The organism is Acinetobacter sp. SM34 (assembly GCF_022012365.1).
Taxonomy (GTDB): domain Bacteria; phylum Pseudomonadota; class Gammaproteobacteria; order Pseudomonadales; family Moraxellaceae; genus Acinetobacter.
Genome location: NZ_JAKLTP010000001.1, coordinates 52,168 through 66,842 on the forward strand (window position 1 = coordinate 52,168; position 14,675 = coordinate 66,842).

The 14,675-nt window shown below is 41.9% G+C and carries 13 protein-coding genes; 11 read left to right on the forward strand and 2 right to left on the reverse strand.

What is annotated here, in order from left to right:
• The first annotated feature begins 18 nt into the window (after positions 1-18).
• The 7 genes from LZZ98_RS00240 (at position 19) to LZZ98_RS00270 (ending at position 8,434) form a co-directional block, all read left to right on the forward strand.
• A complete protein-coding gene (locus LZZ98_RS00240) occupies positions 19-1,290 on the forward strand; it encodes a Glu/Leu/Phe/Val family dehydrogenase (protein ID WP_442862677.1) in 1,272 nt (423 codons plus the stop codon).
• Between the two features lie 145 nt (positions 1,291-1,435).
• Entirely contained in the window at positions 1,436-2,617 is a 1,182-nt protein-coding gene (locus LZZ98_RS00245; protein WP_237786159.1) for a hypothetical protein, read from the forward strand.
• A gap of 280 nt (positions 2,618-2,897) precedes the next feature.
• Positions 2,898-4,157, forward strand: a complete 1,260-nt coding sequence (gabT, locus tag LZZ98_RS00250; RefSeq protein ID WP_237786160.1) for a 4-aminobutyrate--2-oxoglutarate transaminase — start codon at positions 2,898-2,900, stop codon at positions 4,155-4,157.
• A gap of 19 nt (positions 4,158-4,176) precedes the next feature.
• Positions 4,177-5,625, forward strand: coding sequence for an NAD-dependent succinate-semialdehyde dehydrogenase (locus LZZ98_RS00255; protein WP_237786161.1), 1,449 nt, complete (start codon positions 4,177-4,179; stop codon positions 5,623-5,625).
• 581 nt (positions 5,626-6,206) lie between these two features.
• The gene (locus LZZ98_RS00260; protein WP_237786162.1) at positions 6,207-6,440 is read left to right on the forward strand and encodes a hypothetical protein; all 234 of its coding nucleotides are present in this window, start codon (positions 6,207-6,209) and stop codon (positions 6,438-6,440) included.
• Between the two features lie 435 nt (positions 6,441-6,875).
• On the forward strand, positions 6,876-7,358 hold the full coding sequence (locus tag LZZ98_RS00265; RefSeq protein ID WP_237786163.1) for a VOC family protein: 483 nt from the start codon (positions 6,876-6,878) through the stop codon (positions 7,356-7,358).
• Between the two features lie 497 nt (positions 7,359-7,855).
• The gene (locus LZZ98_RS00270) at positions 7,856-8,434 is read left to right on the forward strand and encodes a hypothetical protein (protein WP_237786164.1); all 579 of its coding nucleotides are present in this window, start codon (positions 7,856-7,858) and stop codon (positions 8,432-8,434) included.
• Between the two features lie 287 nt (positions 8,435-8,721).
• Here the strand turns inward: LZZ98_RS00270 and LZZ98_RS00275 are convergent, their stop codons facing one another.
• The gene (locus LZZ98_RS00275; RefSeq protein ID WP_237786165.1) at positions 8,722-9,012 is read right to left on the reverse strand and encodes a hypothetical protein; all 291 of its coding nucleotides are present in this window, start codon (positions 9,010-9,012) and stop codon (positions 8,722-8,724) included.
• 386 nt (positions 9,013-9,398) lie between these two features.
• Between LZZ98_RS00275 and apbC the strand changes: the two genes are divergently transcribed.
• A complete protein-coding gene (apbC, locus tag LZZ98_RS00280; protein WP_237786166.1) occupies positions 9,399-10,676 on the forward strand; it encodes an iron-sulfur cluster carrier protein ApbC in 1,278 nt (425 codons plus the stop codon).
• 169 nt (positions 10,677-10,845) lie between these two features.
• Here apbC and LZZ98_RS00285 read toward each other — a convergent pair whose 3' ends face one another.
• The gene (locus tag LZZ98_RS00285) at positions 10,846-11,394 is read right to left on the reverse strand and encodes a DUF2062 domain-containing protein (protein ID WP_237786387.1); all 549 of its coding nucleotides are present in this window, start codon (positions 11,392-11,394) and stop codon (positions 10,846-10,848) included.
• A gap of 271 nt (positions 11,395-11,665) precedes the next feature.
• Between LZZ98_RS00285 and LZZ98_RS00290 the strand changes: the two genes are divergently transcribed.
• From LZZ98_RS00290 to LZZ98_RS00300, 3 genes are all read left to right on the forward strand, one after another.
• Positions 11,666-12,259, forward strand: a complete 594-nt coding sequence (locus tag LZZ98_RS00290) for a LysE family translocator (protein WP_237786167.1) — start codon at positions 11,666-11,668, stop codon at positions 12,257-12,259.
• Between the two features lie 125 nt (positions 12,260-12,384).
• Positions 12,385-12,954 carry a dCTP deaminase gene (gene dcd / locus LZZ98_RS00295; protein WP_086174816.1) on the forward strand — a complete coding sequence of 190 codons (570 nt, stop codon included), beginning with the start codon at positions 12,385-12,387 and terminating at the stop codon, positions 12,952-12,954.
• 245 nt (positions 12,955-13,199) lie between these two features.
• A complete protein-coding gene (locus LZZ98_RS00300; RefSeq protein ID WP_237786168.1) occupies positions 13,200-14,669 on the forward strand; it encodes a hypothetical protein in 1,470 nt (489 codons plus the stop codon).
• The last annotated feature ends 6 nt before the right edge of the window (positions 14,670-14,675 follow it).

Here is a 14,675-nt window from a genome sequence, read left to right on the forward strand (position 1 = left end):
CATGCAATGAACACAATGATGAAGGGGCTCACCTATACCGAGCACGGTACGACGGCCTGGAACAATTATCTGAAACAGCTGGATAAAGTGGCTCCTTATCTGGGTGAACTCAGCGAAAGACTGGATATGTTGCGACGCCCGAAGCGAAGCCTGATTGTGGATGTTCCGGTGATTATGGATGATGGCAGCGTTCAGCATTTTGAAGGTTATCGGGTTCAGCATAATTTGACCCGCGGTCCGGGCAAGGGCGGTGTACGCTTCCATCCTGATGTCAATTTAGATGAGGTGATGGCACTGTCGGCATGGATGACGATTAAGTGTGCGGCGCTAAATTTACCTTTTGGTGGTGCCAAAGGCGGGGTACGGGTTGATCCAAGCCAGTTATCCAAGCGTGAACTAGAACGATTAACACGGCGTTATACCGCAGAAATCAATTTGGTTATTGGGCCGCAAAAAGATATTCCGGCACCGGATGTGGGGACAAATCCGCAAATTATGGCCTGGATGATGGACACCTTTTCCATGAATGCCGGTTCTACCATTACCGGTGTGGTGACAGGGAAACCCGTGCATCTTGGCGGTTCTTTAGGCCGCAGTAAAGCTACAGGACGTGGCGTGTATATTAGCGGGCGTGAAGTGGCTCAGCAAATTGACCTGGATTTAAAGGATGCCCGGGTGTGCGTGCAGGGGTTTGGTAATGTCGGCAGCGAAGCCGCCTTGCTGTTTCATGAAAATGGCAGCAAAGTGATTTGTGTACAGGATCACTCGGCAACCCTATATCAGGAACAAGGAATTGATATACCCAAGTTAATGGAATATTCAAACACCCATCACAAGATTCAGGGGTTTGCTGCAAGCGACGAAATCGCGGCGGCAAAATTCTGGAAAATTCCCGCGGAAGTGTTTATTCCTGCGGCGCTGGAAGGGGTGATTGATGTGCATGTTGCCCAAACCATTCAAGCCAAGATCATTTTGGAAGGGGCCAATGGTCCGACTCTCACTGAAGCGGATGAAATCCTGAGTCAGCGTCAAATCACGGTTGTACCGGACGTGATCTGCAATGCTGGTGGCGTGACTGTCAGCTATTTCGAATGGGTACAAGACCTTGCCAGCTATTTCTGGACAGAAGAAGAAATCAATCAGCGCATGGACGTGATCATGAAAAATGCCGTACATGACGTTTGGCTCAAAGCCATGCAGGCCGGATGCTCTTTACGTACTGCAGCTTATATTTTGGCATGTGAACGGATTCTGATGGCTCGCCAAGAGCGCGGCATCTATCCAGGTTAAGGGTAGGGTCTCTTGCAGGATGCAATATTTGACCCGGCATAAGTTTGGATATTTAACGCCTTTGCTGCTTCCATTTGGTCAGAAACTTTGCTTTTGCCAGCGACCTGGTTTTGAAGATTATTATTTCTTTTTTGGGGCTTCTATAATGTCGCAACGTTTTTTAGTGAAACCATTTTCGTTCTGTGCGCTTGTCGCCAGCGCTATGACGATGTCTGCCACCGTGCAGGCAGATACGCTCTCTTGGGGAGATGCCGATACCGATTTAGGTAAACTGACCGTATCGGGGTGGCTACGAGCGAATTATCAGGATAAAGATTATTCGGACAGTGACCATAAATTAAAGTTTAATGCGGCGAAACTCAGCCTGAAATATGATGCCAAATCATTGTTCGGCGATGTGGAATACCGTTGCTATCAAAATGATACCCTATGTGATTTTTCAACCTTGGTGAATGCCAACCTGGGCTATAAGCTGAATGATGACAGCCGCATCACCTTGGGTCTGCAAGATATGCCTTTTGGTATTGGCCGCTTCTGGAGCAGCAGTTGGTACGGCAGTTCAATGGACAATGCCGGCCTGGAAGATGTACATAATCTGGGTATTAACTGGCAGCAGCAGCTAGGTACAAATACCAAAGTGAATGTGGCTTATTTTGTACGTGATGGTGGAAGTTTTGCCGGCACTGGTGACGATGCGGCGCGTTATGCGGCCAATTATGTCAAGCCGGAAGATGCCAGCACCGATGACATTGAAGAAAAAAACATGTGGGTTGCACGCATCAATCAGCAGATTCCGCTGCAGGACAGCCCGGTTAAACTGAATGTTGGCGGCTCGTACTGGTATTCAGATTTGGAAAATAACCGCAATGGTCAAACCGGGCATCGCAATGCATGGAATGTATTTGGTCGCTTAAACTACCAGAATGCAAACCTGACCCTGACTGCCGGACAGAATCGCGCAGATACCGAGGCTGTAGATAATCCAGATTATGCGACGGTAGGTTCTTTTGAATCGAAGTATCATGTGGCCAATAAAGCCAATTATTATGTGGCAAATCTGGATTATCAAATGACTGATTTTTACAAAGATTACGATCTGACGCCTTATGTCAGCTATACCGTCTTTGATAAAGACAAGTCTGATTTTGCCACATCTACACGCAATATTTTGGGTGCTCAGCTGGATATTAAGCAGTTTTCGCTGGCAGCCGAATATATCATCGGTAAAAATGATGTATTCATTGGCGGTGATGCCGGTTCTTTGGCGCAAGGAGATGCAGCAGGCCATAGCCGACTGCTGAATTTACTGTTTATGTACAATTTCTAAATTTTTGCTCTCAGTTATCAAAATGGCACCTTGTAAAAAGGTGCCATTTTTTTATGGTGTAATTTCAAGTTTATGATTTGTATTTAATTATTCTGTTTTTTGATTTTTAAAATCCTTGGGATGGGGTGAATTGGCTCTGTCTATCTGATTCAAAGTGGCTCTCGTGTCAGGCCGATAAAAGCGCAAAATGAGGAAGATCAACCAGTCATTTGCATATCATCAATCACATGATATGGATGCCAAAATTTTACAATGTATGAATCAAGAATGAGGATACAAAATGGACAGTAAACACTCTGCACTGAATGCACGTAAACAGCAAGCGACGCCTCGTGGTGTTGGTGTCATGTGTCAATGGTACGCGGAGAAAGCAGAGAACTCGACAATTTGGGATGCTGAAGGCAATCAATATATCGATTTCGCAGGTGGTATTGCGGTACTGAATACCGGTCATCGTCACCCTAAAATTATTGCTGCTGTTACTGAACAATTAACAAAATTTACCCATACAGCCTATCAGGTTGTACCTTACGAAAGTTATGTCTCTCTTGCTGAGCGTATTAATGAGCGTGCACCGATTGACGGCCCTGCAAAAACCTCATTCTTTTCTACCGGTGCTGAAGCAGTAGAAAACGCAGTTAAAATTGCCCGTGCCTATACTGGCCGTCACGGTATTGTGACTTTTGGTAACGGTTTCCATGGCCGTTCATTCATGACCATGGCCATGACGGGTAAAACTGCCCCTTACAAACGTGACTTTGGGGTAATGCCAGCGGGTGTTTTCCATGCACGTTATCCGGTAGAGTCAAAAGGCATTACTGTGGACGATGCCATCCAAAGCATTGAAGACATTTTTGCTGAAGATGTGGCTGCACATGATGTAGCGGCAATTGTACTTGAGCCTGTGCAAGGTGAAGGCGGTTTTAATGTTGTACCGGCAGAATTTTTAAAGCGTTTACGCGCATTGTGTGATCAGCATGGTATTTTGATGATTGCAGATGAAGTGCAAACAGGCTTTGCCCGTACCGGTAAACTGTTTGCCATGAATCACTACGAAACCAAAGCAGACCTGATCACAATGGCAAAAAGCCTGGGCGGTGGTTTCCCGATTTCTGGCGTGGTTGGTCGTATTGAAGTTATGGATGCACCGAATCCTGGCGGCTTAGGCGGTACTTATGCGGGTAGTCCGATTGCAGTTGCTGCAGCACATGCAGTTATTGATGTGATTGAAGGTGAAGGTCTGTGTGATCGTGCCAATGTCTTGGGTGCGGAACTGGTTTCAGTATTAAATAACATTAAAGCCAGCAGTAATGTAGTCACTGATATTCGCGCGCTGGGTTCAATGGTTGCAGTAGAACTGGAAACGGCTGAACAGGCCAAAGCGGTGCAAAACTATGCGATGGCAAATGGCCTGCTGATTTTAACCTGCGGTCGTTCTGGTAATGTGATTCGTTTCCTATATCCTTTAACCATTCCAACAGCGCAATTCCGTGAAGGCCTGGCTATTTTAGAACAGGGATTTGCAACTTTAACTGCATAAGAATGAATGAGGGATTGAAATGCTTCCAGATCATTTGAAATATTTATTACAGCATCCGGATGTTTGCTTGGATCAGCCCTTAAGTGGCGATTACATTGAAGTAAAAGATGCAGCAACACATGACACGCTGGCATGGGTGAAATCCCATGACCGTGCGTCGGTAGAACAAGCAATTGCTCGTTCACAGACGGCACAGACGGCATGGAAAGCACAAACAGCATTACAACGCGCTGATGTGCTGTGGGCCTGGTTTGATTTGATGCAGGAAAATAAAGAGTCATTGGCTCAGATTTTGACTGCTGAACAAGGTAAACCTTTAGCTGAAGCGCGCGGTGAGATTGCTTATGCCGCCTCCTTTATCCGCTGGTTTGCTGAACAGGCACGCCGTATTGACGGTGAAGTGCTGACACCAACGCTGCCGAATCAGCGCTTGCTGGTCATCAAACAGGCGATTGGGGTCACCGCTGCAATTACGCCGTGGAATTTCCCTGCAGCCATGATTACCCGTAAGGCTGCGCCTGCAATTGCTGCCGGCTGTTCTATGCTGGTTAAACCGGCCGAGCAAACGCCATTAACAGCCTATGCTCTGGAAGTGCTGGCTTTGCAGGCAGGGTTACCACAAGATGTCTTGCTGCACATTAGTGGCGATGCCATTGAAGTGGGCAAAACCTTGTGTGAAAGCGACACGGTGAAAAAGCTGAGCTTTACCGGTTCGACTCAGGTCGGCCGCATTCTCATGCAGCAATGTGCGCCAACTATCAAAAAACTGTCACTTGAGCTGGGTGGCAATGCGCCAGTACTGGTTTTTGATGATGCCAATCTGGAGCAGGCGGTTCAGGGCATTATGGTCAGCAAGTTCCGTAATAGCGGTCAAACCTGTGTCTGTGCCAACCGTATTTATGTGCAAGATGGCATTTATGATGCGCTGGCTGAGAAATTGACTGCCGCTGTGGCCAATTTAAAAGTGGGTGATGGCCGTCAAGACGGTTCCACTCAAGGCCCGTTAATTGATGAAGATGCGATTGCCAAAGTGCAGTCGCATATTGCAGATGCAGCGAGCAAAGGTGCGCAGATTAAAATTGGTGGCCAGCGTTCAAGTCTAGGTGGCACTTTCTTTGAGCCTACCGTGCTGACTGAAGTAACCCAGGACATGAAAGTGGCTAAAGAAGAAACTTTTGGTCCATTGGCTCCATTATTCCGCTTCCACACGGAAGAAGAAGCGGTGGCGATGGCAAATGATACCGAGTTTGGCTTGGCTACCTATGTATTCACACAGAGTACAGCGCGTCAATGGCGTGTGGGTGAAGCATTGGAATATGGCATGGTCGGAATTAATACCGGTGCCATTTCCAATGAAGTTGCGCCATTTGGTGGTGTGAAGCAATCTGGTTTAGGACGTGAAGGTTCTAAGTTCGGTATTGATGAATATCTCGAAATGAAATATCTGTGTGTAGATTTATCTTCATAATAAATGCTACATCAACCAGTTAAAAATCAGCCCTGCCCATTCAGGGCTGATTTTTAATTAACTGTTTTTTATACAATAAAAACTATTTAAACTTAACTCACACAGCAGTTAAAAAATATTTTTAAGCAACAACATTTACCTATATCAATAACTGGAATTGATTTTCTGCCAAACATCTTTATTGGCTAAAATTATTGTTACACTGTTTAATGGTTTTTTTTATTGATTATGTATAACTAAATATAAGACACGAGTTCAACTCCTGTCATCTCAAATTCCAAATCAGAGAGTTCGATTTCATATAAAAATATTTAGAATCAATATTTAATGAATTTTCAATCTAGAAAAAGTCTTTATGAATATTTTAAATGTCACTCTTGCTTAGACTTGTATTGAGAGGTGATTCTTGATGAACCAAAGCCATAATTTTATATGAATTAGAATAAAAAAATCAGATATTGATTTTGAAAGATAGGCGAGTAGTCTGACTATATAATAATTAAGCGGATAAGGTGATTCTGAAAAACAACTGAGCTAATCATGTTTTGTATTTAATTCTAGATTATTCCTGGAGTTGTAAAATGAAATTATCAGAACAAGTAAAACAAGCATTTTTTGATTACATAAATCACAACTATAGAGTACCAAATTATCTATTAGTCAGTCCCGATATCTATAAAACATTACTTGAGGAACATAGTAATTTTATTACCACTACCCCAATGGATACGGGCATGGAAGATATGAAATTTCTAGAGTGTGAAATTGGAGTAACCTCAAATGATGAGTCATCATTTGAATGGAAAAAGAAATAATGTATTTTTGCTGTGATCGGAATTTCATCCTGTGTAATTCACTGTCTTACCTTTACGGGTACACAGCTAATGGTGCAATTTCTTCAGTTAAATGACCGTTTTTAATTACCGACTGCATGCAGGTTAAAAGCGGATCTTAAATTTATCCTGCTATTCTCGGTATAGTTTTTCTTATTGATTATCTCCTGCACCAGTAGCATCCATAGAGAACTCTGTTTCAACTATAAAATTATTAATTCAAGCCTACGAAAACAAATAATTTTGATCACTAAAAAATACGTTTAGATCAATAAAAAAACAATTATGAAATAGGTCTATTCCATTTTTTAGTTAAATATAGAAAAGGTGCCGAATAACTTAATTAGGCTGATATGCGGGACGCGTTGCAGTTATGTCGAATAGCGTAAGCTCTGGTCTCAATAAAGAGGTGAAATAATGAATATTGCAAAGAACACGATATGCCTTTGGTACGATAACGATGCTGAGGGTGCTGCACGATTTTATGCCGAAACTTTTCCGAACTCATCTGTTGGGGCTATACATCATGCACCTGGAGATTATCCATCAGGGAAAGAAGGTGATGTCATCACGGTCGAGTTCACGGTACTCGGTATTCCATGTATTGGACTGAATGGTGGGCCAGCATTTCAGCATAATGAAGCATTCTCATTTCAGGTTGCAACCGAAGACCAGAAGGAAACGGATTGCTACTGGAATGCGATCATCGGCAATGGTGGTCAGGAAAGCGAGTGTGGATGGTGCAAGGACAAGTGGGGGATTTCTTGGCAGATTACTCCTATAGCTTTACTCGAGGCTTATACCAGTTCTGACCGTGCAGCCGCCAAAAGGGCGTTTGATGCAATGATGACGATGAAGAAAATTGATATTGCCACGATAGAGGCGGCATTTCGTGGCTGAGATGTAGCAGCTTAATAATTCATTAAAGTTGGGCTACGTGGTGAGGTGACTTAACTCAAAATATTGAATTTATGATCAGATGAACAAGAAAACTTTTGAGATTTAGCTTGTGCACTTTCATTGGTTACTCTAAGAAGATATCTAATCCTTTATTCCAGCGAAAAGTTTTCTGCGGTCGCTGAAACTTATATCCCTATATGTATTCATAATTTGGAAAGTGCTAAGAATAAATTCAATCCACTCATTCTTTCGAATCTGTATGTGACAAAAAATTATACAGTTCTCTAAATACGTAAATTATTGTGTCCCATTGAGTTTGTTTGTTATGAAATCTGTGTATTGCGGTACATGACGTTGATGGAATAACTCAATTTGGTTAAAAATAATCAACAAAAAAAATAATTATGTTTTATTCCGTTTTAGTTATAGGGCAAAGTTGAGTCATATAACTTGAGTTAGGGGTCACAAACATAACCTCCTGTTCGGAGAACAAGACTATGAATTTCCTTAAAATATTGATGATTACCGGATGGGTTGTCCTATCCGCACCGGCCATTCTGGCAGCGGAGACTAAGGGTGGCAAATCGGGCAGCACCCCAGCAGCTGACCAGAAGGCTATCGCCAGTGCCATGAGCGCAGCACCCAAAAAAGTGGGTGCAGCAGCCACCATTGTAGCCATAGGCACAGATGGCAAGATGCGTACCTTGCGTAAAGGCAGTAATGGTTTTACCTGTATGCCGGATAATCCGACCACTCCCGGTCCAGACCCGATGTGCATGGACAAGGCAGCCCTAGAATGGGCGGAAGCCTGGATGGGTCACAAACCGCCGACTGTAGGTAAAATCGGCTTTATGTACATGTTAGCGGGTGGAACCGATGCCAGCAATACGGATCCCTATGCCACAAAACCAACTGCTGGTAATCATTGGATCAAGACGGGTCCTCACGTCATGATTGTCGGTGCTGAACCCAGTTTTTATGACATGTATCCCAAAAATGCCCAGCCGGATACTGCTGTACCTTACATAATGTGGCCCGGAACGCCTTATCAGCACTTGATGATCCCGGTTAAATAAATCTAAATCTGGATCAGGGTATACCGTCGCAGTCATGATTCTTTAGGTGCAAGTACATTTCTGGAGATAAACAACACATCCTGTAGTGCAGCGGTTTGCTGTGCATGCCGCTGCACTAGATTCATGAACTTAAAGCACAGGCCAGTAGCGAATGTGAATGGCTCAAGAAAACAGCCACTGATACCCTGCACAAATTAAAAAATAATCAGACTTAGTCTGCTTGGCTTTAAAGTTATTTTGTAGCTCTACACTATCCACTTTAACCATTTTTTATAAATGATTTTGCATCATTCTTTTGTAATTTGATCTTTATTAATGTCCTGATCGGTATTCAGCCATTCAATTTTCTTCACCTGATCGTTCACAATGGTAATGGTATAAAGCATATTTTCAACTTCATAAGTATAATCCATGGCCAGATAATGCTTTTTACCTTCTTGGAGTTCATGAGTAATCATGGAACTCGGAGATAAATGCAGACGATTTTGCATGTCGATATAAGAATCTCCCAAGCTGAGGGTTTGCCCTTCAGGAGTACGTATGGAAGATGTTTCAGAGGCTGCATGAGTAAATGTCATCGCTGACAAAAATATAAGTGGAATTAGTCGCTTAAATAACATGTTATCCCCAAAATAAAATGACAATCAGAATAATTTATCAATATAAAGAACAAAATAGCAGCATGTCTGTAGCAGAATTATTAACAAAATAAGCCCGATGTCGGACAGATCATTTTGACTTAAGGCTGTTTTATCGTGTGTATCTACATGTTCTTTATAACATAGGTGTGCAAGACGCCTTGTGGGTGTAGATAAAATCCAATACTGAATATTGCAAGTTATAGATTTATTTGTATTTACAATCGCATTCATCAAGCTATATAGAACAGAACTATGCTTAACCTTCGCGGCATTTAAAGCTAAACTATGCTATTCAGCTGTATGTCCGTACTTGGAGTAAACTTATGTCGTGGCTTTCTTCGCTTAAATCTGTGTTTTCACCCGCGCAAGAGGTGAAGGAGGAAGAAATCCAGAATGTGCTACAAGGCTATATCTTGCCCAATTCCAAGCATGCCCTGAAAGACCGAATTACTCAAATTAATGTAGAAGGTCAGGTATTACAAATCACCATTAATACTTATCCTGAAGAAGCTGATCATCTACAAAAAATTCATGATGATTTGGCCGATGCACTGGAAAAATGCGGCATTCAGGAACTGAATATGCATGTCATTCAGCAAAAGCACAAACAGGGTGAAAGCTGCACTAACCATGATCATGAAAAAGATGGACATTGTGGTGACAATAAAGCCCAAACTTCCACTGCATCTTCAGGCCAAAAACTTCCGCCTGTCGTAGATGCTGCTGGACAAACAGCTCAAGCTGAAAGCAAAAATGCAGAAGATCCCAATAATCCACCAATCCAGAAACCGGCACCGCAGCAAAGAGATGTGCCCAAGCATCCACGTATTCAAAATGTGATTCTGGTTTCATCGGGTAAAGGGGGTGTGGGTAAATCTACCACCACCGTCAACCTTGCTTTGGCCTTACAAAAACTGGGTTTAAAAGTCGGTGTTCTGGATGCAGATATCTACGGACCAAGTATTCCTACTATGTTAGGCAATGCCGGACGCACTCCCATGATTGAAGCAGAAAACTTTGTTCCGCTGGATGCGTATGGTCTGGCCGTGCTTTCCATTGGCCATTTAACTGGAGATAACAACACTCCGGTTGCCTGGCGTGGTCCCAAAGCGACCGGTGCCTTAATGCAATTATTTAACCAGACTTTATGGCCGGACCTCGATGTGTTGATGATTGATATGCCACCCGGAACAGGCGATATTCAATTAACCCTGGCGCAGCGCATTCCGGTGACAGGTGCGGTTATTGTCACCACACCGCAAAATGTTGCCTTACTGGATGCCACCAAAGGCATCGAACTGTTTAATAAAGTTCAGATTCCGGTGATGGGTGTAGTGGAAAACATGTCGACGCATATCTGTTCGAATTGTGGTTATGAGGAACAGATTTTTGGTACAGGTGGCGGTGACAAATTAGCTGAACAATACCATATTCCTTTACTCGGGCGTTTACCGTTAAATGTGCAAATCCGTGAAAATGCCGATGCCGGAAAACCTTCTGTGCTGGTAGGAGATGATGCTGCGGAAAGTTATATGGCAATTGCACAGAAAATTGCCGATCAATTGCCGAAAGTAGAAAAACCACAAAACCGGATTTTCTAATTTTTTTTGTCTGATTAAAGCAATATCTTCGAAAAGCCCAACCTTGTTTGGGCTTTTTACATCTTGAATTTAGCTTGTATTTTCAATAACAGACAATGCCATGAGACAGCAAGAAGCCGGCTAGGCTTCTAATAGATTAAATAGTGAGTCATAGCTAAAAATGGCATGATTACTGCGGATCTCGGCGCCGTTTATGATGCAGGATAATATTCCATCGCCACAATAGTCGGGTAATCACGAATAACACAACTGCAAAAATGGAAGCCTCTAGTAACAACCCGGATAATAAAATTTTTGCTAAACTTAAATCGATATGTCCATGCCCAAAGTGGGTAATAACGTGGCTGATCTGATGCAGCACACCCAGAATCATATCCTGATCAATCATATTGACCTGGAATATTTTACTGCCTAACCAGAACCCCAGATACAGAATCGGAACTAAGGTAAAAGGATTGGTTAGCCAGGCCAGACATAAACTGACCGGGAGGTTGACTTCAAATAGCAATACCGTCAATACAATCAAAATACTGTGAAACGGTAAGGGCAACATGCCCCAAAACGTGCCAATAAAAACAGCTTTTGAAATGGACTTTCTGTTCACGTACCAAAGTAAAGGATTTAAGGTGTGTTGACCAAAAATCTTCATTACTTTCATCTCTGCAACTTTTTGCGGTGAGGGAAGCCATGACTGAAAGAACTTTTTTGCCATAAAAATCGGCCGTTTAAATGATGGGATATTGTGCCTGAATAGATCCTTGAGGGACAGCTCAAGCCGGCTAAATGTAAATCATCAACCTTAAAATAGTATTTATTGAAACTTTTTCTAACAAATGACTCATAAGTGAAATTGTAAGTGTTTATTATAATTTATTGAAATTTAAATAATTTTTAAAATAAACTCTGTTTTTTTAAAAGATATAAAATTTCTGATTTGCTAAGTACAATAAACTCATTTACTCTTCGCGCACTCTATAGAGAGGTCGCATATGATTTCGTGGTTATTCATTGGCTTGGTTATTACCATTTTATTAACGCCTGGTCCAACAAATACATTGCTGGCATCTTCCGGTATTCAGGTTGGGGTACGTAAATCATTACGATTGATTCCTGCCGAATCTTGCGGCTATTTAATTGCCATCACTGTTTGGGGCATGGTCATTGGAACAGTTTCTGCTAAATGGCCAATCCTTCCCACACTATTAAAGCTTCTCAGTGCACTTTATATTATTTTTCTCGCCATTAAACTCTGGAAAACGGCAGATATTGAAGCCAGTTATAATCAGCCTACCATTCGTGCGCGCGAATTGTTTTGTGCAACTTTGTTAAATCCTAAGGCTTTACTCTTTGCTTCGGCAATTTTTCCAAGCACAGCTTGGCTCACAGTACACAACTATTTCCTCCATATTGCTATGTTTCTGGTGTTAATTGTGCCGATTGCCTTGTTTTGGACATTTATTGGCTCAATTTTAGCGTCAAATAAGGTGGGTTGGTTAAATCAATCTAATTTGCAAAAAACCGCTTCATTGATTTTGCTGAGTTTCTCTATCCCTCTTAGCTATTCTGCTCTTTTAAATCTTTAAATATGGATGAGGAAAATGTTCATTTTGTAAAAAATGTCATCATCACCCGTTCATTATTTCCATTACGGTAGATTTCAGTTAAAGTACAGCGCAATAATTGATTTAACTATTTTTGGATACAAATAATGGCAATTAAGTCTGATCGTTGGATTCGTGAAATGAGCGAAAAACACGGCATGATTGAACCGTATGCAGAAAACCAGGTACGTTATGACGAAACTGGTGAAAAACTCATTTCTTATGGTGTTTCAAGCTATGGTTATGATGTTCGTTGCGCACGTGAATTTAAAGTATTTACCAATGTCCATTCAGCAATTGTCGATCCAAAAAACTTTGATGATAAAAGCTTTATTGATATTGAATCGGATGTCTGCATTATTCCGCCCAATTCATTTGCCTTGGCCCGCACAGTAGAATATTTCCGTATTCCACGTAATGTATTGACTGTATGTTTAGGTAAATCGACTTATGCACGCTGCGGTATTATTGTAAACGTTACTCCACTTGAACCTGAGTGGGAAGGTCATGTGACCCTGGAATTTTCAAATACCACCAATTTGCCAGCACGTATTTATGCCGGTGAAGGTGTGGCCCAAATGTTGTTCTTTGAATCTGATGAAGTATGTGAAACCTCTTATAAAGACCGTGGTGGTAAATACCAAGGTCAGACCGGTGTGACATTACCGAAGGCATAAGTATTATAAATAATTGAATAAGCGGATCATTTTGGTCCGCTTATTTTTTGTTTCCTTCATTCATCGGAAACTGTGTTCATTCGACCAGTTTTTTTTGCAATTGCAATAATATTCAGCATAATAAAAAGTTGTACAGACTTGGTAATAACATTGTCGTAATGACAAATAAATAAAAATTCGGCATGCCAAGCATAGGATGAATTAAAAATAATGATGCGGAGCATCTGATAAAAAGGAAGGTCGTGATGACTCAAAGTTGGAATAATACAAGATTTAAAAAATCTTGTTTGGCGAGTGTGCTCGCAGCTTTACTTAGCCCATCAGTTTATGCGCTTGAATCTTTGTCAGATGATCATCTTTCTGAAACTACCGGTGAAGGGATCGCATTATTGCCTGAAAACTTTAAGATGGTTTTTCAGGGTCCTAACGATATTTCTACTGCTTCAAGCTATAACAATACTGCTATTGTTGCGGCAGACAAACCTAAATACGACACTGGTTTTATCCGTATTATTCCAGTAGGCGAGAACTATACAGGGACGACCGCGACAGATTTAACGACTAAACAGACCAAAGCAGATATTTTTATTTATGGTTTGGCATTATCTAAAACTAATAATGATGCCAATGCTCGTTTTAGTAATACGGGTTTTAACTGGGGAAGCACAGCAAACCCATGGTTGCTTCGTGCAGGTTCTGAACAAAATGTACCCCAATTTAGTACTAACGGTACTATTAGTTATATTGCGCTTGAAGCCCCATTGGCAAAAGTCACAGCAGATAGTACCGAAGACAAGATTAAGTTCGGTTTCTGGACGGATGCATTTTCACGAAAATGGGCGTCGAGTAATGCAATTAATCCTGTGACAGGTGCGCCTGTAGCCAATTCAACAGATGCAACGAATGTAGATGATACGGAGTTAAGCAAAAGTCAGCGTATGCGCTTACAGGTCGTCGCCAATGGTTTAAGTATTAATGGATCACAAGTTCGTTTATTCCAGACGCTGACTTCGGAGACTGCACAATATAACCAGACTTTAGGAATGGCATCTATCCTAAGGTTGAATACCAATTCAAACCCTGAAAATTTAACTTTTGCGAATACAGCTGCGAGTAAAACTGCGCTTGATGTGAATGTATTACGTATGAGTACCGCCGCTACTGATGATGGTATTGGGGCTACTCCAGCTCTTTTTGCAGGTCGCTTAGCCCCTGTGTTTGATAGTAATGAAGGTTTATACCTTTACAGCCCAAATATTAATTTAGTGCTGGGTAATATGTACCAGCCTTTTATTCTCGGTTCCGAGGGACGTAACATTGTGTTGGAAGTGACAGCAATTCCCAAGGTTGCAGATGTGTATAAGAAAATTTATACCGATTATTCACTCGCTTATTCTTCTGTAGGTGCTAGTAGTGATTACAAAGGTTCTACTTGTAATGTTTATGTTTGCGGTTATAACACAAGCCAGGTTGTAGCAAACGGATCAACAGTTAATTATCAGGGAAACAATGCCACTCATAGCAGTATTGCTATTGGTGGAGTTAGTTATGATTCAACAAAAAATTTATTAAATGCCGATAGGACTGGCACTACAACTGGTGTGGTATTTAGAGGTCCAGGTTCTACACCGACTGCTTCTGCGGTGAATTTAGGTTCGGCTGCTATTGATGGCATGTTAATTCAACATTTGAAATTTAAGACAACGGGACTATAGGGGTGG